Consider the following 20,371-nt stretch of genomic DNA (forward strand, 5'->3'; position numbering starts at 1 on the left):
TTAAGCTAAAGTTGAAACGCCAGTTTCAATCGATCGTTTTACAGCGTGCTGCCTGTCGTATATGGTTGGCTCTTTTAGGCTTGCTAGTTAGTCACGCACAATAACAAGGTCGGTCAAATATCGACACGGATAGCGGAGATTGCCCATGAGCGAACACGCCAATGCCCACGTACTACGTGGCCCAGCGCTTGAAGGCTTGGATCAGTACAACTCAGTCACGGATGTCTTTCATTCAGCGGTTAAACGTTTTGCCAACAAGCCGGCATTTAGCTGCATGGGTAAAACCCTAACGTTTGCCGATCTTGATCGCCTGTCTGCCAATTTTGCAGCTTGGTTGCAGCATGAAACCGACTTAGTTCCTGGAGACCGGATCGCCATTCAGTTGCCTAACGTGCTGCAGTTTCCTGTGGCGGTGTTTGGTGCACTAAGAGCGGGGCTCGTGGTCGTTAATACCAACCCGCTTTACACCGAGCGGGAGATGGCGCACCAGTTCAAAGACTCAAATGCTAAAGCCATTGTGATTTTGGCCAATATGGCGGATAAGCTTGAGAAAGTGCTGGGTAAAACGGATATCCAGCACGTCTTGGTTACCCAGCTTGCCGATATGCACGATGTGCCGAAGCGCTGGCTAATTAACGCCGTTGTTAAGCACGTTAAAAAGATGGTGCCTGCCTACTCGCTACCCAACGCTGTTGGCTTCCGTGATGCACTGAAAAAAGGCGCGTCGTTACATCATACCGAGGTGCAACGCACCATGGATGATGTGGCTGCACTGCAATACACCGGTGGCACCACCGGTATGCCTAAAGGCGCGATGCTGACCCACCGGAACCTAGTGGCCAATATGCTTCAGGCGCGTGCCGCTATCGGTGAACACTTGACCGATGGCGAAGAGCTGGTAATTGCGCCACTGCCGGTCTATCACATCTATACGTTTACCGTTAACTGTTTATTCCTGATGGAAACAGGCAACCACTCACTATTGATTACTAATCCTCGTGACTTACCTAGCTTTGTCAAAGAGCTTAAAGGCTTGCCGTTTACCGGGTTTATTGGTCTGAACACACTGTTTAATGCGCTGTGTAACCGAGATGACTTTAAGCAGCTCGATTTTTCCAAGCTGAAACTGACCATTTCCGGCGGTATGGCACTGACTAAAGCGGCGGCTCAGCGTTGGGAAGAGACAACGGGGTGCCCGATTGCAGAGGGCTATGGGCTAACGGAAACATCGCCCATTGTTAGCTTTAACCCCACAAACGCTATACAGCTGGGCACCATTGGTAAACCAGTGGCTGGTACCTCAGTGAAGGTAATTGATGCTGACGGCAATGATGTTGCAATGGGGGAGCCTGGTGAGCTTTGCGTGCAAGGGCCTCAGGTAATGAAAGGCTACTGGCAGCGCGATGATGAAACCCGCAATTCTATTGATGAAAACGGCTGGTTCCATACGGGCGATATTGCTGTTTTGCAAGATGATGGCTACATCAAGATCGTTGATCGTAAAAAAGATATGATTTTAGTATCTGGCTTTAATGTCTACCCAAATGAAATAGAAGATGTAGTGGCTGCGCATCCAGATGTGTTGGAGTCTGCAGCAGTGGGTGTGCCAGATGAAGGTGCTGGAGAAGCGATCAAGCTATTCGTTGTTTCCAAAAACAGTGAGTTAGACGCTGAGACGCTGCGCAAGTGGTGCAAAAAAGAGCTAACTGGCTACAAAGTTCCGAAGTACGTAGAGTTCCGTGATGAGCTTCCCAAAACCAACGTTGGTAAGGTGCTGCGTCGACAGCTCCGCGATCAGGAAACAAGCAACGCTTAAGCGCTTAATGAGTTCACTAATAGGTGGCTGTTAGGCGTCCTGTTATCGAAGGCGTTACAATAGTCGGCCCACTCATGCAGTGGGCCGATTTTATTCTGAGATGGAAACCGAGCCTAACGTGACCACCGACACGCAAACTTCCCATGCTGACGCCCAGAACGCTTATCCACTCACCGCATTAGATGAGGAGATAAGGCACGTTATGCTGCGTGATGCACAGCAGCTAGCGCGTCGTGTGGCAGGCCTTAAGCGGCGTCAACGAGACAGAAAGCCGATCGACCACGGTGTCCAGCAGGTTCAGCGCGACCTTGAAAAAGCTAAGCGGCTGCTTGCTAACCGTGAAGCACTGAAGGTGGCACTGGACTATCCTGCCGAGTTGCCTGTAGTAGAACGACGAGAGGATATCCTAAACGCTATCCGCGACCATCAGGTAGTAGTCGTGGCGGGGGAGACAGGGTCGGGTAAAACCACTCAGTTGCCTAAAATTTGTCTAGAGCTTGGCCGTGGGCGTAAAGGGGTGATTGGGCATACCCAGCCACGTCGACTGGCAGCGCGTAGCGTTGCCGGGCGGTTAGCGGAAGAAATGAGCGTGCCGCTGGGTGAGCAGGTGGGCTACCAAGTGCGCTTCAATGATCAAAGCTCCCCGAATACGCTCGTAAAGCTGATGACGGACGGTATCCTGCTGGCAGAAACGCAGCACGATCCTTTGCTGCTGCGTTACGACACGCTGATTATTGATGAGGCGCACGAGCGCAGTCTTAACATCGACTTTTTGCTGGGGTATTTAAAGCGCCTGCTGCCGAAACGTCCTGATCTAAAAGTCATTATTACCTCAGCCACCATTGATGTAGATCGTTTTGCTGCCCATTTCGGCAGTGCCAACGCGCCTGCGCCGGTGGTTGAAGTCTCTGGCCGCACTTTTCCCGTCGATGTACATTACCGCCCGCTGGCGCGTAGCGAAGAGGATGAGGATGACCGGACACTGCAAGAAGGCATTTTGCACGCAGTGCGCGAAATCGAAACCATCGAGCGTGAGAAAGGCTGGCTGCATGGTCCACGCGACGTGCTGGTGTTTTTACCCGGGGAGCGTGAGATTCGTGAGACAGCCGATTCGCTGCGACGGGCCGACTTAACCGGCACCGAAATATTGCCACTCTATGCTCGGCTTTCCAACGAAGAGCAAAATCGTGTCTTCGCTTCCCACAAAGGGCGGCGAATTGTGCTGGCTACTAACGTTGCTGAAACCTCGCTCACGGTACCGGGAATTCGCTACGTTATTGATCCTGGTTTGGTGCGTATCAGCCGCTACAGCTATCGGGCGAAAATACAGCGACTACCGATTGAGCCGATTAGCCAGGCCAGCGCCAATCAGCGTAAAGGCCGCTGTGGCCGTGTTGCGGAAGGGGTATGTATTCGTCTTTATGATGAAGAGGATTTCCTATCGCGGCCAGCGTTTACCGACCCAGAAATCCAGCGCACCAATTTAGCATCAGTCATCCTTTCCATGCTAGCGCTGAAACTTGGCAGCATTGAGGCATTTCCCTTTGTCGACCCGCCCGATAGCCGATTCGTAAAAGATGGCTTTCGTTTGCTGTTTGAGCTGGGGGCGGTAGACGACCAGCAGCGCCTGACCCCGCTGGGCCGCAAGCTCGCTAAGCTACCCATCGACCCACGCCTAGCGCGCATGGTGCTGGCAGGTGCCGAACGAGGCAGCCTGAGGGATGTATTGATTGTGGTATCGGCTCTGGCGATACAAGACCCTAGAGATCGGCCTGCTGACAAACGCCAAGCGGCGGATCAAGCGCACCAGTGCTGGCATGATCCCGATTCTGATTTCGTTGCGTTGCTAAACTTATGGCATGGCATCGAAAATGCCCGCGAGGCTCTCTCAGGCAACCAACTGCGTCGCTGGTGCCGCGAGCACTATATTAACTATCTACGCATGCGCGAATGGCATGACACGTTCCGTCAATTGCGTCAGCTGCTGCGCGATATGGACATCGACGTGCCCGCACCGCTGCCCAGAGATGAAGACGAAAGCGAAGAGCAAGCCAAGCAAGCGCGTCGTAAAACGTCAGGAAAACTGCACCAAGCGCTGTTATCTGGGCTGCTTTCTAACCTGGGAACACTACTGGAAAACCGTGAATACCTGGGCGCGCGTAATCGTAAGTTTATGATTCACCCCGGTTCAGGGCTGGCGAAAAAAACGCCGAAGTGGGTAATGGCGTTTGAACTGATTGAAACCACTAAACTATTTGCCCGTACAGTGGCGAAAATTGACCCCCAGTGGATTGAGCCTCAAGCGCAGCACTTGATAAAAAGCAGCTACAGCGAGCCGCACTGGGAAATGAAACGTGCCCAGGTAGTCGCGTTCGAGCAAGTAACGCTGTTTGGTCTGCCGATCGTTGCCCGTCGCCGTGTGCATTATGGCCCTATTGCTCCCCAAGAGTCCCGGGAGCTGTTTATTCGTCGTGCGTTAGTGGAAGGCGAATTTCAGACTAAGGGTGCATTTTTTGCTCATAACCGAGCGCTGATTGAAGAAGTCGAGGCACTCGAAGATCGTGCGCGTCGGCGCGATATTCTGGTCGATGAAGAGGCGTTGTTTGCTTTTTATGATGAACGACTCCCTCACGATATCGTTAATGGCAAAGGGTTTGAGCATTGGCGCAAGCAGGTGGAGCGTGAGTCTCCTGACTTATTAAAATTCGATATTGAGGCACTTAAAGCGCGGGATGCCAACGACGTGACTCAGGCGCAGTACCCTGATCACCTAACGTTGGCAGGGGTTGCCTATCCGGTTAGCTATCACTTCGATCCTGATGCAGAAGATGATGGCGTTACGCTGACCGTACCTGCCGCTATGCTGCCTCAGTTGCCCGTGCATGCCCTTGAGTGGTTAGTACCGGGGTTGCTGCGCGAAAAGTGTATTGCGCTACTTAAATCCCTGCCGAAAAGCATTCGTCGTCAAGTGGTCCCCATTCCCGACTGGGTCGATGCGGCACTGGAAATGCTTGTGCCTGATCAGCGCCCACTGACCGAGGCGCTTGGCGAGTTTATTCGGCGGCGAACGGGTACGCGGGTACATCCTGATGACTGGCGGCTTGACCTGCTAGCACCACATTTAATTATGAACGTGCGCGTTGTTGATCACGCTGGTAAAACGCTGGGCCAGGGGCGTGACGTACGTGCCCTGGAAAGGCGCTTTGAAGAAGCCGCCAGTAGGGGAGCCCAGGCATTAGCAGAACAGGCTAATCAGGCCCCGGCGCTTGAAAGTCTGCCTAGTGAGCCGCTCCCTGAATCTCGGGTGACGACCCAGGCGGGGATCCGTGTCGAAGCTTACCCGGCACTGGTGGCAGAAGATTCACGCTTCAAAGTGGCACTTTTCGACCATCCCGCCAAGGCAGCGGCAGCGCATCAAATGGGTGTGGCCCGTTTGGCGATCTCACAACAGCCGGGTCAGGTGAAAGCTATTAAGCGTTTGCCTGACGTGGAAAAATGCGCATTGTTGTTTGCGAAGGTAGGAAACAAAAATGAGTTGGTTGATGATCTTTTGCTGGCGGTGTTTACTCAAGTAGTGGCTACGCATCCTCTGCCACGTTCGGAGCAAGCCCTTAAGCAGCGCTTGCAAACTTCTGAAGAAAGCTTGTTAGCGCATGCCCAAACACTGTTAACGCATGTTGAGGCGGCGCTTAAGGGGCACTTGGCAGTAACCAAAATTTTAAAAGGGAAGCTCAATTTTGCATTGGCGCTTGTTTACAGCGATGTCAGCGCGCAGATGAAGCGATTGGTTTACCCCGGTTTTATTCGCGATGCAGGTGAGTGGTTAACGGAGTATCCTCGTTATACAGAGGCTGCATTAATCCGGCTGGAAAAAGCCGCGCGCGAGCGAGGGCGCGACCAAATGCTGATGCACGATGTCCAAGCATTAGAAACGCGTTTCGACGCGCGCCGAAAAAGCGAACGCAGGGGCGACGCAGAAGACCCAGAGTTGGTGGCATTTGGTTGGTGGATTCAGGAGCTCCGAGTGTCTCTGTTTGCCCAGCAGTTGGGTACTAAAATGCCCGTTTCTGTGAAGCGCCTAGAAAAGCGTTGGGAAGAGCTTATTAGCGTTTAACGCTTGTCGTAATACGATAATAGGCTTACGTAGTTAAGCCAATGCACCAAGATGACAACATCGATTGACAGCCAGCGACTCTCAGTAAGCCGCTAAAAGGAGAAAGGCATGACACATGTGGTGATTACCGGTACAGGACTTTACACGCCGGAACACGCCATTGATAACGCGTCGTTGGTGAAAGCATTTAACGCGTGGGTAGACAGCCAAAATGCTCGGCATGCTGATGCAATCTCACGTGGTGAACGAGAGCCGTTGTCACACTCCAGTAGCGAGTTTATTGAAAAGGCATCTGGCATTAAAAGTCGTTATGTGTTGGATGCCTCAGGAATTCTTGACCCAGCGCGAATGCGGCCTAAACTGCCACAGCGTAGCAATGATGAACCGTCTATTCAGTGTGATATGGCTACCCAGGCGGCACAACAGGCATTGGCAGCAGCTAACGTCGATGCCGCTGACATCGAGCTTGTCATCGTAGCGTGTTCGAACCTAGAACGTGCCTACCCAGCTGTGGCTGTCGAAGTTCAGCGGGCGTTAGGCACCAGCGGTTACGGTTTCGATATGAATGTAGCCTGTAGTTCAGCCACATTTGCGCTTGAAACAGCGGCCAATGCGATTGCATCTGGTAGCGTAAAGCGGGCTCTCATTGTAAACCCAGAGATCTGTTCGGCACATCTCAACTTTACAGATCGCGATAGCCACTTTATTTTTGGCGATGCTTGTACAGCAATGGTACTGGAAAGCAGTGATTGCGCTGTGTCTGATGAGCAGTATGAAATATTAGGTACGCGTCTAGTGACGAAGTTCTCTAATGCGATTCGTAATAACGCAGGTTTCCTTAATCGCGTTACCGACAGTGACCCGCTGGCGCTGGATAAGTTATTTGTACAAGAAGGGCGGCGGGTGTTCCGAGAAGTGTGCCCTATGGTTGCTCAACTGATTTCGAGCCATTTAGCTTCTCTAGAACTTTCTGGAAGCGATTTGAAGCGCATGTGGCTGCATCAGGCTAATCAGCACATGAATGACCTGATTGCGCGGAAAGTGCTAGGTGTGGAACCTAGTAAAGCGCAAGCGCCCATTATTCTTGATCGCTATGCTAATACCAGTTCGGCAGGATCGATAATTGCCTTTCACTTGCATCGTGAACAGTTAGAAGGTGGTGATATTGGTGTGATTTGTTCGTTTGGCGCAGGTTACAGTGCCGGTAGTGTTGTTATACGTCGTCAATAACAGGGCTTTGGGTTAATTTTTTTAGGCGTGAAATGCGACGAACTGCACGCCACACATGTTGAAAGAGGAGCTACCATGCTTGGGTTGTTAGCAAAGCACAAAAGCGCGTTTAGCTGGCGCTACAAGGGATTGCCTGTCTTGCTGCTAGCCGTATTAAGCATGAGTGGGTGTGCTAGTTCAGGGGGGAATGTTGGCGAGCAAGTCCACCCTGAAGATCCTTGGGAAGGGTTTAACCGTCGCGTGTTTGCTTTTAATGACGTGTTAGATCGCTATACGTTAAAACCAATAGCTAAAGGTTACCAGACGGTTACCCCCGACCCCGTACAAACTGGGGTAGGTAATTTTTTCTCTAACCTGCGTGACGTGCGAACCGCATTAAACAGTTTGCTCCAAGGCAAGCCCGCTAATGCAGGGCTTGCGACGTCGCGCTTTTTAATTAACTCGACCGTTGGCATAGGCGGGCTATTGGATTACGCCACGTTGATGGAAATCAATGCTGATAGGGAAGATTTCGGCCAAACGTTGGCGGTATGGGGATGGGATGACTCGCGCTATTTGGTGTTACCATTGCTCGGTCCTGGAACGCTACGAGATACCGCTGGGTTGCCCTTTGATATTGCTGCTCACCCTATTACCTATCTGGATGACCATACACTTAGGGCTGGTTTGACGGCACTGGATATTGTCCAAATTCGCGCAAGGCTACTGGATCAGGAAGCGTTAATTAGTGGCGATCGTTATCGCTTTGTTCGTGATGCCTTCTTACAGCGCCGTCAGTTTGAGATTAGTGATGGTGAGCTTGGGGATGACCCGTTTGCTATGGACGATTTTGAATTCGACGATACCGATTTTGGTGACGACGATTTCGCCGATTGAGGCTTAATATGGATCATTCCAAGCAGTTGATCGCGGTGATCGATGAGCCAGGGCAAGAGCGTGACGCGCTAGCAGAAGCGATTACGTGCGATGGCTTGTGGGTATTTGCAGCAGATAATATTGACAATTTGCCTGCCGACACAGCGCTCATCGTTGCTCATGCAAGGGCAGTGCCGCGCCAGCAGTGGTCGCAACTGACACATCGTTTGCCTACCTTAGTTGTCAGTGATTCTCGTCAGGACGCGGACCTAATTAAGGCAGTTGATGTTGGTTTAGTTGACTATATTGTTCATCCGCTACGCCACGCAGAACTGTTGCGCCGGATGATTCGTAAAGCCATTGAGCTTCACACATTGGCTCAGGAGCGAGATCGAGACCGAGAGCGTCTGGCCGAATTAAACGAAAGCCTGGAAACGCATCTAGCCTTGCTGCGTATGGATCAACAGAGCGGTGGTCATATTCAGCGCCGCTTATTGCCTATTCATCCCAAAATCATCAACGGTGTGTACTACGATTACTGGTTTGCACCTTCGCTGTATTTGTCGGGAGACTTCCTTGACTATCAGCGCTATAACGATCGCTACAGCGCATTCTATTTTGCCGATGTGTCTGGGCATGGGGCATCCTCTGCGTTTGTTACCGTACTGCTCAAGTATCTATGCAATCGATGGCTTAATGAGTGGGATGGCCAATCGCCAGAACAGTTGGCACCTAACTGGTTGGCGGCATTAAACAGAGAGTTGCAGGACACTGATATTGGCAAACACGCGACCTTGTTTGTTGGTGTCATTGACCACCAGGAGCGAACGCTTCACTATTCGCTCGGTGCGCAGCTTCCTATGCCACTGCTAGTGTCTGGTGGTAAGCTAATGCGTCTGGCAGGAGAGGGAATGCCAGTAGGTCTTTTTCCAGATGTAGAGTATCCTTCGCTCAGCTGTGCTTTACCGGCCGATTTTCATTTATGGCTGTGTTCAGACGGTGTATTGGAATGCTTGCCGGGTAAGACACTCGACACGCGGCTCAAGGAACTTGAGCAATTAGTAAGTGAAAGTGTCACGCTTGAGCAGTTGCGCGATCGGCTAGCCAACACCAACTCCCTTCTTATAGAAGGCGATGCGGATAATGAGGCGAACCAGGACCGCGATGCTTTACCCGATGACCTAACAATCATGATGGTGAGCGGATTTGGTCATGCTGATTGAAGAAGGCCGCATTAAAGCGGCGTTCGACTCCGGTGTTTTTGTTTTAAAATTATGTGGTGACGTGCGCCTAACGCTGTGCGCCACGCTTGATACCCAAGCTCAGCGCCTTGCTGAAACGCCTGGGCTAACGGCGGTAATGATCGACCTGCGCGAAGCAACGAATGTTGATTCGACCGCGCTGGGCTTTCTTGCCAAAGTTGCTATGGCGGTAAAAGGACGTTTAGAGCATCCACCCACCATCATTGCTGATAATCCAGATGTACGACAAATGCTGGATGTGATGGGCTTTGCTCGTTTTTTTACGCTGATGGAAGCGCCATTGCAGCAAGCGTCGAAACTAACATCGGCCCTAGAAGACTTGCCTGCTGAGCCAGCTGACGAAGAGGGGCTGCGTGAACGTATTTTAGAGGCCCATCGAATTCTAATGCATATGAACGAGCACAACCGCGAACAGTTTCAACCGCTTGTGGAAATGCTCGAAGCGCAAAACACAACGGCCCACTAACGCACTTTATCTATATATAGGTTTCAAGAACTAGGTTTCAAGAACTAGGTTTCAAGAACTAGGTTTCAAGAACTAGGTTTCAAAAACAACGCGTCTACTAGACAAGGCCCCCTAAGATAAACATCCTAGAGGGCCTTTTGGCTTTTTTTGTCGCCTATCTATGTTAGCGATCCAGCGGAGTCAGCAATCGAATTAGCTGCTGCGAAGCTTACTAAGCAGTTCTTCGAGCTTGCGCTGGTCAGCCATAAATTTGCGAATACCTTCTGCTAGTTTGTCCGTCGCCATTTCATCTTCGTTCATTGCCCAGCGGAAATCTGCCTGCGCTAACGCTTCACTCGGTGCGCTGCTAGCTGCTTTGGGAATGAGTTGTTGCGGCAACTCTCCTTGAAGTTCGTCTAGTTCGTTAAGTAGTGCAGGGGAAATCGTCAAACGATCACAGCCAGCTAGCGCCTGAATTTCACCCACGTTTCTGAAACTTGCGCCCATGACGATGGTGGAGTAGCCATGGCCTTTGTAGTAGTCGTAAATGCGCTTAACAGACTGCACGCCTGGGTCGTTGGCACCGCTAAAATCTGTGTCAGGGGCTTTAGCTTTATGCCAATCGAGAATACGGCCTACGAACGGTGAAATAAGCGTTGCACCAGCATCTGCACAGGCCTGTGCCTGGGCAAAGCCAAATAATAGGGTTAAGTTAGTGCGAATGCCGTCACGTTCAAGTTGGCGAGCGGCTTGGATGCCTTCCCATGTCGACGCCATTTTGATCAAAATACGCTCTGGGCCTACTCCATGCTGGGCGTATCGCTCAATCAATGAGTGCGCCTTGGCAATGGTGGCATCACGGTCAAACGATAGTCGGGCACTGACTTCAGTCGACACGTAGCCAGGTACCAGTTCACTGATTTCGCTACCAATATCGACAGCCACGCGATCTACCGCGTCTTCAAGGTCGGTGCTTTCTTTGGCAATGCTGGCAAGTCGTGCGCGTCGGTCTTCTTGCTGGGCAGCTTGCAAGATAAGCGAGGGGTTGGTTGTGGCATCTTGCGGCTGAAAGCGGCGGATAGCCTCAAGGTCGCCGGTGTCAGCGACAACCGTGGTCATCTCTTTTAATTGAGTTAGTAGGCTAGTGGCCATGCATCGTTCCTTGTCGTCGTTGAGATAGTTGTCGTTGGATACTTTAGCAAGGGCATTGCGTGGCGAACAGTGACCGACAAATGAATTGAAATCGATTATGATTAGCGGCCTATCAATTCAGCGGCATTCTCTGCTGAATAATGCCAACTTCAAGGATGTTTATGGAACTTAATCCTCGTCGAGTGGCGCTGTTGGTGGCGGCCAACACAGCGCTTGCGCCGTTTGCGATTGATGCTTACTTACCAGCCATTGGGGTACTGGCAGAAAACATCAATGCGAGTATTCATCATACTGAACTCTCAATCAGTATGTTTTTATTTGGCTTCGCAATCGGTCAGCTGTGCTTTGGACCGCTGTCGGATAGGGTGGGGCGTAAGCCTGTTTTGCTCAGTGGCTTGGTGGTGTTTATGCTCGCGAGCTTAATGATCACCACCGTCGATAGTTTGACCTCTTTGCTGGTGTGGCGATTTATTCAAGCACTGGGCGGCGGCGCTTGTGTGGTGAACTCAGCGGCGATTGTGCGCGACTGTTTCAGCGGACGTGAAGCCGCTAAAGTCATGTCAACGATGGCTATGATCATGATGCTTGCGCCGTTGGTGGCACCTGCCGTGGGTAGTATCTTGCTGCACATTGCGGGGTGGTGGCTGATATTTGTATTTTTGGCCGCTTACGCAGGTTTTTTGCTTTGGCTGCTAGGTACGCGTTTACCCGAAACACGAGATACTAACTTACCCGCAGCTTCGCCCCGCCAAGTTATACGCAATTACGCCAGTGTGCTATGTCATAAAGAGGGGATGGGCTATATTTGCGCTGTCGCAGCTTCATTCGCTGGGCTGTTTGCTTTTGTAACCGCCTCTCCATTTTTATACTTAGACTACTTCTCACTATCGCCTAGCGTTTACCCAATGGTGTTTGGCGTCAATGTGCTTGTGATTGCGCTGTCTAATCGCGTCAATATTCATTTACTGCGTAAGCGCTCGCCACAACAGAATTTACGACTAGGGTTAACGATTCAGTTAATTGCGGCACTGGGGCTTGTTATCGCGACAGCGCTTAATTTGGCTTCGCTATATGTGGTGGTGCCTCTAGTCATGTTGTTTACCGGTATGATTGGTCTGATCACACCTAATGCCATTTCTGCGTTACTGGACCATTTTGGACATATCAGTGCCACGGCAACTGCACTGCTAGGTGGCATCCAGTTTAGTTGTGGCGCAATTGCTGGGGTGCTGGTGGGCTTGTTCCAGGTAGAGCACCTATGGCCGATGGTGCTCACTATGTTGGGGGCCGCGTTGCTGGGTAATATCGGCGTCCAAAAGCTGACAAGAAAGCCCGCTTACGGTGATTCGTACTGATGCTTTGTGCTGCTGATTGATGTTAGCGAAAAGGTGTGATGATTGATTTTAATGAATAACTCGTTGCCATGGATAGACATGCCACTTGGCGTGTGGCTAGCCTGTTCTGCCGTATTAATGCTGGGTGCTTTCGTACAGCGTGCGACAGGTTTCGGTTTGGCAGTGGTAGGGGCACCACTACTGTTGATGCTAGAACCACGTTTGGTGCCGGTAGTGCTCGTGTTGTTTGGGTTTACTGTTTCATTGCTGATGGTGCGCCACTACTGGCAAGAAATACGCCTGGACGCGATAGGCATTGCCTTGATTGGCCGCTTGCCAGGGAATGCGCTGGGCATTTGGTTATTGTTAACTGCTCCGTTGGTGGTGCTCGAAAAACTGATCGCCGCTATCGTGTTGTTTGCTGTGATAGTAACGCTGTTTCGTTTTCATCCCCCGGTAAACCGTGTGACGCTGTTCCTGGCAGGTATACTGTCAGGCGTTTTTGGCACGGTGGCTGCCATCGGTGGTCCTCCAGTCGTCCTGCTAATGCATGGCTTTCCACCTGATCGCCTGCGCGGCAATTTGGCCGCTTTCTTTATTCTGACATCTCTTCTAACGCTCATGACGCTAGCGCTTGCGGGCCAGGTATCCGCTTGGCATTTTAAATTAGCGCTCACGTTTCTACCTGCAGTGCTAATCGGTAATGCGCTGGCAGATGTGATTGCCCATCGCTTGGATAGGCGGTTACTACAAGGTGTCTCGCTTGGGCTATGTACGTTGGCTGCGTTGGGGCTGTTAATTTAGTACCAGTGTTATGCGGTACCTCGGATTAAAAATTTTTGTGATGTTACGTCCTGTCACAAAGTTGTCATTGAAACGGTGCAAAGTACGTCTTGCGAAGGCCAAAACCTTACATCGACAGGAGTATTTCGCATGAACCGTATTCTAAAAACGACCGTGATAGCGGCTGCCGTAATGAGCGTTGCCGGTGTTGCCCAGGCACGTGATCAGATCCGCATCGTAGGTTCCAGTACCGTTTATCCGTTTGCCAGCTACGTTACTGAAGAGTTCGGTGCGACTACCGGTAACCCTACGCCTGTGATTGAGTCAACAGGTTCGGGTGGCGGTTTGCGCTTGTTCTGTAATGGTGTAGGTGAAGGCACGCCCGATATCACCAATGCTTCACGTCGTATGAAGCCATCTGAATTTGAGCGCTGTGAAGAGAACGGCGTTACCGATATTACTGAAGCTAAAATCGGTTCTGACGGTATCGTTCTTGGCCAATCAACTAATAACGACGCAGCAGACTTTACCCTAGAACATATTTTCCTAGCCGTTGCCGCTCAGGTCCCCGTTGATGGTGAGCTGGTTGATAACCCTTACACTAACTGGAGCGAAATCGACGATTCTCTACCGGATCGTGAGATTTCTATCTATGGGCCGCCCACGACCTCTGGAACCCGCGATGCTTTTGAAGAGCTGGTGATGGAAGTAGCTTCAGAAGAGTTGGGAGCTTACGGTGACGAAGGTTACACCGAAATCCGCTCAGACGGCGTTTATATCGATGCAGGCGAAAACGATAACTTGATCGTTCAGCGTTTGTCTGAAGATACTAAAGCGTTCGGTATCTTTGGATACTCTTTCTTGACTGAAAACCCGGATACTATCCAGGGCGCGTCTATTAATGGTGTTGAGCCAGAAGTAGAAGCAATTAGTTCTGGTGAATATCCAGTTGCTCGCTCGCTGTGGTTCTACCTCAAGAACCAGCACGCTGATGAAGTACCGCCAATGTATGACTATGCCAACATGTTTATGGAAGAGCTGATGATTGGCAGTGATGGCTACTTGGTTGATATTGGCTTGATTCCGCTGCCCGAAGCTGAGCGTGAGCAAGCTCGTCAGCGTGTTGCTGACCGTGCTCAGTTAACTGTTGAAGACCTGAAGTAAGTTAGAACGCTAGATACAAAAGGCCGGTAGCATAAGCTACCGGCCTTTTAGTTTGAGTTGGCTATATCTTGGTGTTTGTCACATTGCTGTCATGTTTTTACTCCAAAGTGGTCGCCAACACGATTTCATTAGGTGATGCGAGAGAAATTCGATGCAAACTAACCAGCTACTTCTACTCTTTTGCACTGTGCTCTTGCTGCTTGGGCTAGCGGCCTACTTTATTGGCCGCGCAAAGGCTTCCCGTGTACGCGCGTCAGGGGCTGCGATGTATGCGCAGCCAGATCAGTATGCATGGTTTGCTGTTCTCTCAACCGCAGGGCCAGCAGTGCTAGTGGGTGCAGTCGGCTCTTTGCTTTTGTTGCTGCTAGGCGCTGAGATACCCCCGCTTTATTTGTTTGCCGCTAGTCTTGTGGTGGCCGCCGCTGGTCTCGCCGTAGGTGTTGCTCAGGTAAAACCTCAGTTCCACGCGCGCCAAGCCATTGAACGCGTTATCCGGTGGATTTTAGCGGGCGCGGCTTTGATCTCGATTTTCACAACCTTCGGAATACTATTCTCAATTATTTCAGAAGCTTTACGCTTTTTTCAGATGCATAGCTTCTGGGAGTTCATTACCGGCACAACATGGAATCCAGGTGCGAGCTTTTTAGCATCGGCAGGGCGTGGTGACGGCAGCGGTGCAGAATTTGGTTCAGTGCCGCTATTTGCGGGCACCTTTATGATCACTGCTATTGCGATGTTGGTGGCAGTGCCGGTAGGGCTGCTCTCAGCTATTTATATGTCGGAATATGCGCCTGCTAGGGTTCGTACTGTCGCTAAGCCTGTACTTGAAGTGTTAGCGGGCATTCCAACCGTGGTGTATGGCTTCTTTGCTGCCATTACCGTTGCCCCAATTATTGTAAACATTGCAGGGTTCTTTGGTTTAGATGCCTCTTATAACAATGCCGTCGCACCCGGTGTAGTGATGGGAATTATGATTATCCCGTTTATTTCATCGCTTTCCGACGACGTCATTAACTCTGTGCCAGACAGCATGCGCCAAGGTTCGCTCGCACTGGGGATGACGAAAGGCGAGACCATTCGTGATGTGGTCATACCTGCTGCTTTACCTGGGATTATTTCTGCGTCATTGCTTGGTATGTCGCGAGCGCTAGGCGAAACAATGATTGTGGTAATGGCTGCGGGGATGCGACCTAATCTAACAGCGAATCCATTAGAGGACATGACGACAGTGACGGTGCGCATTGTGGCGGCTCTTACTGGCGATCAGGAGTTTGAAAGCGCAGAAACGCTTTCAGCGTTTGCTTTGGGCTTGGTGCTATTCGCGGTGACGCTGACACTCAACCTAGTCTCAGTCTTAATGATTCGCCGCTTCCGTGAAAAATACCGCGTAAATAACCTGTAACGCCGAGGAACTGATTCGATGAGCCATACTTTTGACGAGATCAGCCAGCAGCTTAAGCGGCGTCACCGTAAGTCGGCACGCTTGAAGTGGGTATCCATGGGGGCGCTGGGTTTGGCTGGTCTGTTTTTGGTGCTGTTCTTTGCTGATATGTTGAGCAAAGGGTTGCCAGCTTTCCAGCAGGCGTACATCAATACGGAAATTCGTTATTCAGAAGAAGCTAGCCGCGATGGCCGACAAGCATTTGATGAAGACTTGATACCGCTGATTAGCCGCACTGAGGTGAGGGTAATTCCGCTCCAACTGCGTAACAACCCTGAGCTAATCGGTACGTCAGAGCAACGTTGGATGTTAGCGAACAGTGAAGTAGATCAATATCTAAAAGGGCATCGCAATCGCCTCAGCGATCAAGAAAAGGCAGAAATTGAGGAGCGTGTAGCAGCCGGCCAAGTGGATCTACGCTTCAATAAAACGTTTTTTGGTTCTGGTGATTCAAAAATTGCTGAGAATGCAGGCATTTTGTCGGCGGTTGTTGGCACAGTGATGACGATGATCGTTACCCTGCTGATTGCGTTTCCCATTGGTGTAATGACAGCGATTTATTTAGAAGAATTTGCGCCAGATAACCGCTTTACCCAAGCAATTGAAATTAATATCAACAATCTAGCTGCCATACCTTCGATTCTGTTCGGTTTGCTGGGCTTAGCGATTTTTATTAACTTCTTTGGGGTGCCGCGTTCTTCGCCACTGGCAGGTGGTATGACCTTAGCGCTGATGACGCTGCCGGTGATTATTATCTCTACGCGTACGGCGCTTCGTAGCGTGCCGGATTCCATTCGCCATGCGGCGTTTGGAGTAGGGTGCTCACGCTGGCAGGTAGTCCGTGATCATGTTCTCCCCTTGGCGATGCCGGGAATCATGACCGGTTCTATCATCGGTTTGGCACAGGCGATGGGGGAAACAGCACCGCTAATTATTGTTGGAATGGTGGCATTTATCCCTGATGTAGGGGCTTCATTTACTAATGCCGCAACGGTAATGCCAGCTCAAATATTTACCTGGTCAGGTGAGCCAGAGCAGGCGTTTGTAGAAAAAACTGCTGGCGGTATTTTAGTGCTGCTCACCATACTTATCTCACTCAACGCCTTTGCCGTTGTACTACGTAAGAAATTTGAGCGTCGCTGGTAGGCCAGCACGTCATAGAGGACATTACTATGAACAGCCATGTACCTGTCATGAACCAGCAGAACCTGCCCGACGTAGGGCAGCCTTATACGCGTAATGAAAAGGCTTGCCATGATTTAAGTATCCGCGTTCGTGATTTGAACCTGTGGTACGGCAAAACCCAAGCGTTAAAAGGGCTAAATATTGATCTGTTTCAGAAGAATGTGACCGCACTGATTGGCCCTTCGGGGTGCGGTAAATCGACCTTTTTGCGCTGTCTAAACCGCATGAATGACCTAATTCCTAGTGTGCACACCGAAGGGTTGGTCGAAATGGATGGGCAGGACGTCAATGCTTCTAAGATGGATGAAGTAGCTTTGCGCCGTCGTGTTGGCATGGTTTTTCAGAAGCCAAACCCTTTTCCTAAGTCGATCTACGAAAATATTGCCTACGCACCGCGTATGCATGACTTAGTAAGTCGTAAGGCAGATCAGGATGAGCTTGTTGAGAAAGCGTTACGTGATGCAGGCCTGTGGAATGAAGTGAAAGATAAACTGCAGGAGCCAGGCACCTCATTATCTGGCGGCCAGCAGCAGCGTTTGTGTATTGCCCGAGCGATTGCAGTACAACCAGATGTAATTTTAATGGATGAACCTACCTCTGCGTTGGACCCGATCTCTACAGCAACGATCGAAGATCTGATGGACAAGCTGAAAGAGCAGTTCACCATTGTTACCGTGACGCATAATATGCAGCAGGCCGCACGGGTAGCCGACTACACGGCATTTTTCCACCTGGGAGAAATCATCGAGTACAACGATACCAAAGTGATGTTCTCAACCCCGGCACAGAAAAAGACCGAAGACTATATCTCCGGTCGTTACGGTTAACTAAGACTGCCTGCAGGCCAGCGCCAAGCTAGCCTGCAGGCATTTTTTTAATTTCTCATATATGTTTTTTCGTATATTAGAATTACGATTTTCGCACTGTTCACCTATTCATTTATTTAGACGTTCATGTATACGTTTATCTAAATAGGAGGCCCCATGGTATTACGTATCGGTATTAACGGGTTTGGTCGTATTGGTCGATTAGCACTGCGAAGCTTATGGACTGAAGTCGAAGCTGGGGCAGTAGAGCTTGTGCGTATTAACGACCCAGGCGGTGATTCAGCAACGTTTGCCCACCTGCTTGAGTTTGATTCGGTGCATGGCCACTGGTCTCCTGGCGAAGGGATTGCAGCTTGCGACGATGCGATTGTTTTAGATAGTAAAACTGTTGCGTTTAGCGCCAATAAGGCGATTGCCGATAGTGACTGGTCTGCCTGTGACGTGGTCATCGAGTGCTCGGGTAAAATGAAAGAAACCGCCAAGCTCCAGGCATATCTTGATCAAGGCGTTGCGCGCGTAGTGGTTAGTGCACCGATTAAAGAAGAGGGCGTGCTGAACGTAGTGGTAGGTGTCAACGATCATCTTTATGACCCCGCTCAGCATCGAATCGTGACTGCCGCTAGCTGCACCACAAACTGCCTAGCCCCAGTAGTTAAAGTGATTCAGGAAACCTTTGGTATTCGCCATGGTTCGATGACGACGGTACATGACATTACCAACACTCAGACGATTCTAGATGCGCCGCACAAAGACCTACGTCGCGCTCGCGCCTGTGGTATGAGTTTGATTCCAACGACAACGGGCTCTGCAAAAGCAATTACAGCCATCTTTCCCGAACTGGAAGGAAAGCTGAATGGTCATGCCATTCGTGTGCCGCTGGCCAATGCATCGCTCACCGATATGGTGTTTGAGCTTGAGCGCGAGGTCACGGTGGAAGAGGTCAATCAAGCGCTGAAAGCGGCCGCGGAGGGAGGGCTCGCCGGTATTTTGGGTTATGAAGAGCGCCCGCTGGTATCGATTGATTATCGCACTGACCCGCGCAGCTCCATTATTGATGCGCTTTCTACCATGGTGGTCAACGGCACCCAGCTTAAGCTTTACGCCTGGTATGACAACGAGTGGGGCTATGCCAACCGCACGGCCGAGTTGGCGCTAATGGTAGCTGGTGAGAAGACAGTTAAAGAGCAGATTGACCGTGGCTAATTCGCCGTTTCTCAAAATGCGCGCCCGAGTCATAGCGCTGCCGTTTGAAGTTCGCCAATATATGTTGATCACTGGCAACTACTGGGCGTTTACCATTACCGACGGCGCGCTGCGCATGCTGGTGGTGATGTATTTCCACCAGCTAGGTTACTCGCCGCTGCAAATTGCCATGCTGTTTCTGTTCTATGAAGCGTTTGGCGTAGTGACCAACTTGGTCGGCGGCTGGCTTGGCGCGAGGCTAGGCTTGAACCGCACGATGAATGTGGGGTTGGGGCTACAAATTGTTGCGCTTGCCATGCTGATGGTGCCCGCAGGGATGCTCACTGTTGTTTGGGTGATGGCGGCGCAGGCGCTGTCTGGCATTGCCAAAGACTTAAATAAAATGAGTGCTAAAAGTGCGGTCAAAGTATTGGTGCCTAAAGAGAGTGCCAACGCTAATAGCTCTCTCTACCGCTGGGTAGCGATGCTGACCGGTTCTAAAAATGCATTGAAAGGCCTAGGCTTTTTTATCGGCGGGTTGTTACTGACGCTGATTGGTTTCCGAGGCGCGGTGATTGCCATGGCGGTGATGCTTAGCGCGGTATTACTGGTCTCTTTATGGCGCTTAAAAGCAGACTTAGGGCGCCAAAAAGTAAAACCCAAGTTTTCGGAGATTTTCTCCAAGTCTCGTGCCATCAACGTGCTTTCAGCGGCGCGCTTTTGCCTGTTTGCTTCTAGGGATGTCTGGTTTGTCGTGGCGTTGCCGGTGTTTTTATATGACCAGCACGGCTGGACTCATTGGACAGTGGGGGGATTACTGGCAGCATGGATTATTGGCTACGGTGGGGTACAAACTCAGGCACCTAAACTTACCCGATTGATTAAAGGGGATGCCCGCGCGCTAACCGCAGGCTGGGCAGCCGCTTTAGCGGTACTAGCGATTTTGTTGGCGTTACTACCGCTGGCGCAGGTAGGTTGGCTGGTGGTCGGGCTTTTAGCGTTTGGTGTGCTGTTTGCGATTAATTCCAGCTGGCATAGTTACCTGATTGTTCATTATGCCCGTGCCGATGGCGTCTCGATGGATGTTGGCTTCTACTATATGGCCAACGCCATGGGGCGTTTGGTGGGAACGTTGCTGTCAGGCTGGTTGTATATGGCTTACGGGCTGAGCGCCTGTCTTTGGGTATCGGCGGCCTTAGTGATAGCCAGTTCAGTGATGGCACTGGCGTTGCCAAAGCAGGTTGCCTAAAGGCCATTGTTTAGTCTGTTGATAACGCCGCGCCATCCACATAAAGGTGGCGCAATTTCCACCAACCTTCAACGCCAATGCGCAGCCCTTGGTTAGCAAGGTCGGGATCAATATAGATCGAAACACTATCTTGAATATGGTGCTGATAGTGTTGGGTATCTTCTGGATGGTGCGCTTCAGCTACCGCAAGATTGGCGAGGCCTCCGCAGCAGCCGTACCGTGGGGAGAGGCGGACGGTCACAACGCCGCCTTGTTGTTTGATGAAGTCGACGGCGTTGCTGTCGATATCAATGACATGGTTCATTGTTCACCCCGTACTATTGTTCTGGCAT

The 20,371-nt window shown here is 50.9% G+C and carries 16 protein-coding genes; 14 read left to right on the forward strand and 2 right to left on the reverse strand.

The window, feature by feature from the left end; all coding sequences use genetic code 11:
• The first annotated feature begins 145 nt into the window (after positions 1–145).
• The 6 genes from ACN06F_RS06110 (at position 146) to ACN06F_RS06135 (ending at position 9,743) form a co-directional block, all read left to right on the forward strand.
• Complete coding sequence (locus ACN06F_RS06110; protein WP_433924842.1) at positions 146–1,816, forward strand: AMP-binding protein; 1,671 nt, start codon at positions 146–148, stop codon at positions 1,814–1,816.
• A gap of 100 nt (positions 1,817–1,916) precedes the next feature.
• Positions 1,917–5,930, forward strand: a complete 4,014-nt coding sequence (gene hrpA / locus ACN06F_RS06115; protein WP_433924843.1) for an ATP-dependent RNA helicase HrpA — start codon at positions 1,917–1,919, stop codon at positions 5,928–5,930.
• 108 nt (positions 5,931–6,038) lie between these two features.
• Positions 6,039–7,160 carry a beta-ketoacyl-ACP synthase III gene (locus ACN06F_RS06120; protein ID WP_095602253.1) on the forward strand — a complete coding sequence of 374 codons (1,122 nt, stop codon included), beginning with the start codon at positions 6,039–6,041 and terminating at the stop codon, positions 7,158–7,160.
• 75 nt (positions 7,161–7,235) lie between these two features.
• Positions 7,236–8,036, forward strand: a complete 801-nt coding sequence (locus tag ACN06F_RS06125; protein ID WP_038482932.1) for an MlaA family lipoprotein — start codon at positions 7,236–7,238, stop codon at positions 8,034–8,036.
• Positions 8,037–8,044: 8 nt separating this feature from the next.
• Complete coding sequence (locus ACN06F_RS06130) at positions 8,045–9,238, forward strand: PP2C family protein-serine/threonine phosphatase (RefSeq protein ID WP_095602252.1); 1,194 nt, start codon at positions 8,045–8,047, stop codon at positions 9,236–9,238.
• Positions 9,228–9,743, forward strand: a complete 516-nt coding sequence (locus ACN06F_RS06135) for an STAS domain-containing protein (RefSeq protein WP_038482938.1) — start codon at positions 9,228–9,230, stop codon at positions 9,741–9,743. Before ACN06F_RS06130 ends, ACN06F_RS06135 begins: the two co-directional genes overlap by 11 nt.
• A 192-nt stretch (positions 9,744–9,935) precedes the next feature.
• Here the strand turns inward: ACN06F_RS06135 and tal are convergent, their stop codons facing one another.
• Positions 9,936–10,874 carry a transaldolase gene (gene tal / locus ACN06F_RS06140; RefSeq protein WP_038482941.1) on the reverse strand — a complete coding sequence of 313 codons (939 nt, stop codon included), beginning with the start codon at positions 10,872–10,874 and terminating at the stop codon, positions 9,936–9,938.
• A gap of 161 nt (positions 10,875–11,035) precedes the next feature.
• Here tal and ACN06F_RS06145 point away from each other — a divergent pair, with 161 nt between their 5' ends.
• The 8 genes from ACN06F_RS06145 (at position 11,036) to arsJ (ending at position 20,039) form a co-directional block, all read left to right on the forward strand.
• On the forward strand, positions 11,036–12,229 hold the full coding sequence (locus tag ACN06F_RS06145; protein WP_038482944.1) for a multidrug effflux MFS transporter: 1,194 nt from the start codon (positions 11,036–11,038) through the stop codon (positions 12,227–12,229).
• Positions 12,230–12,280: 51 nt separating this feature from the next.
• The gene (locus tag ACN06F_RS06150) at positions 12,281–13,012 is read left to right on the forward strand and encodes a sulfite exporter TauE/SafE family protein (protein ID WP_038486613.1); all 732 of its coding nucleotides are present in this window, start codon (positions 12,281–12,283) and stop codon (positions 13,010–13,012) included.
• A 129-nt stretch (positions 13,013–13,141) separates the two neighbouring features.
• Positions 13,142–14,155, forward strand: coding sequence for a substrate-binding domain-containing protein (locus ACN06F_RS06155; RefSeq protein ID WP_038482947.1), 1,014 nt, complete (start codon positions 13,142–13,144; stop codon positions 14,153–14,155).
• Between the two features lie 151 nt (positions 14,156–14,306).
• The gene (gene pstC, locus ACN06F_RS06160; protein ID WP_038482950.1) at positions 14,307–15,557 is read left to right on the forward strand and encodes a phosphate ABC transporter permease subunit PstC; all 1,251 of its coding nucleotides are present in this window, start codon (positions 14,307–14,309) and stop codon (positions 15,555–15,557) included.
• A gap of 18 nt (positions 15,558–15,575) precedes the next feature.
• The gene (gene pstA, locus ACN06F_RS06165) at positions 15,576–16,742 is read left to right on the forward strand and encodes a phosphate ABC transporter permease PstA (protein ID WP_038482953.1); all 1,167 of its coding nucleotides are present in this window, start codon (positions 15,576–15,578) and stop codon (positions 16,740–16,742) included.
• Between the two features lie 26 nt (positions 16,743–16,768).
• The gene (gene pstB, locus ACN06F_RS06170) at positions 16,769–17,608 is read left to right on the forward strand and encodes a phosphate ABC transporter ATP-binding protein PstB (RefSeq protein WP_038482956.1); all 840 of its coding nucleotides are present in this window, start codon (positions 16,769–16,771) and stop codon (positions 17,606–17,608) included.
• Between the two features lie 156 nt (positions 17,609–17,764).
• Complete coding sequence (locus tag ACN06F_RS06175) at positions 17,765–18,811, forward strand: ArsJ-associated glyceraldehyde-3-phosphate dehydrogenase (RefSeq protein ID WP_198350135.1); 1,047 nt, start codon at positions 17,765–17,767, stop codon at positions 18,809–18,811.
• A gap of 16 nt (positions 18,812–18,827) precedes the next feature.
• Entirely contained in the window at positions 18,828–20,039 is a 1,212-nt protein-coding gene (arsJ, locus tag ACN06F_RS06180) for an organoarsenical effux MFS transporter ArsJ (RefSeq protein ID WP_038486616.1), read from the forward strand.
• Positions 20,040–20,049: 10 nt separating this feature from the next.
• Here the strand turns inward: arsJ and ACN06F_RS06185 are convergent, their stop codons facing one another.
• The gene (locus ACN06F_RS06185) at positions 20,050–20,343 is read right to left on the reverse strand and encodes a CC/Se motif family (seleno)protein (protein ID WP_038482962.1); all 294 of its coding nucleotides are present in this window, start codon (positions 20,341–20,343) and stop codon (positions 20,050–20,052) included.
• Positions 20,344–20,371: the final 28 nt, after the last annotated feature.

The organism is Vreelandella sp. 21 (genome assembly GCF_050995515.1).
GTDB lineage: Bacteria > Pseudomonadota > Gammaproteobacteria > Pseudomonadales > Halomonadaceae > Vreelandella > Vreelandella alkaliphila.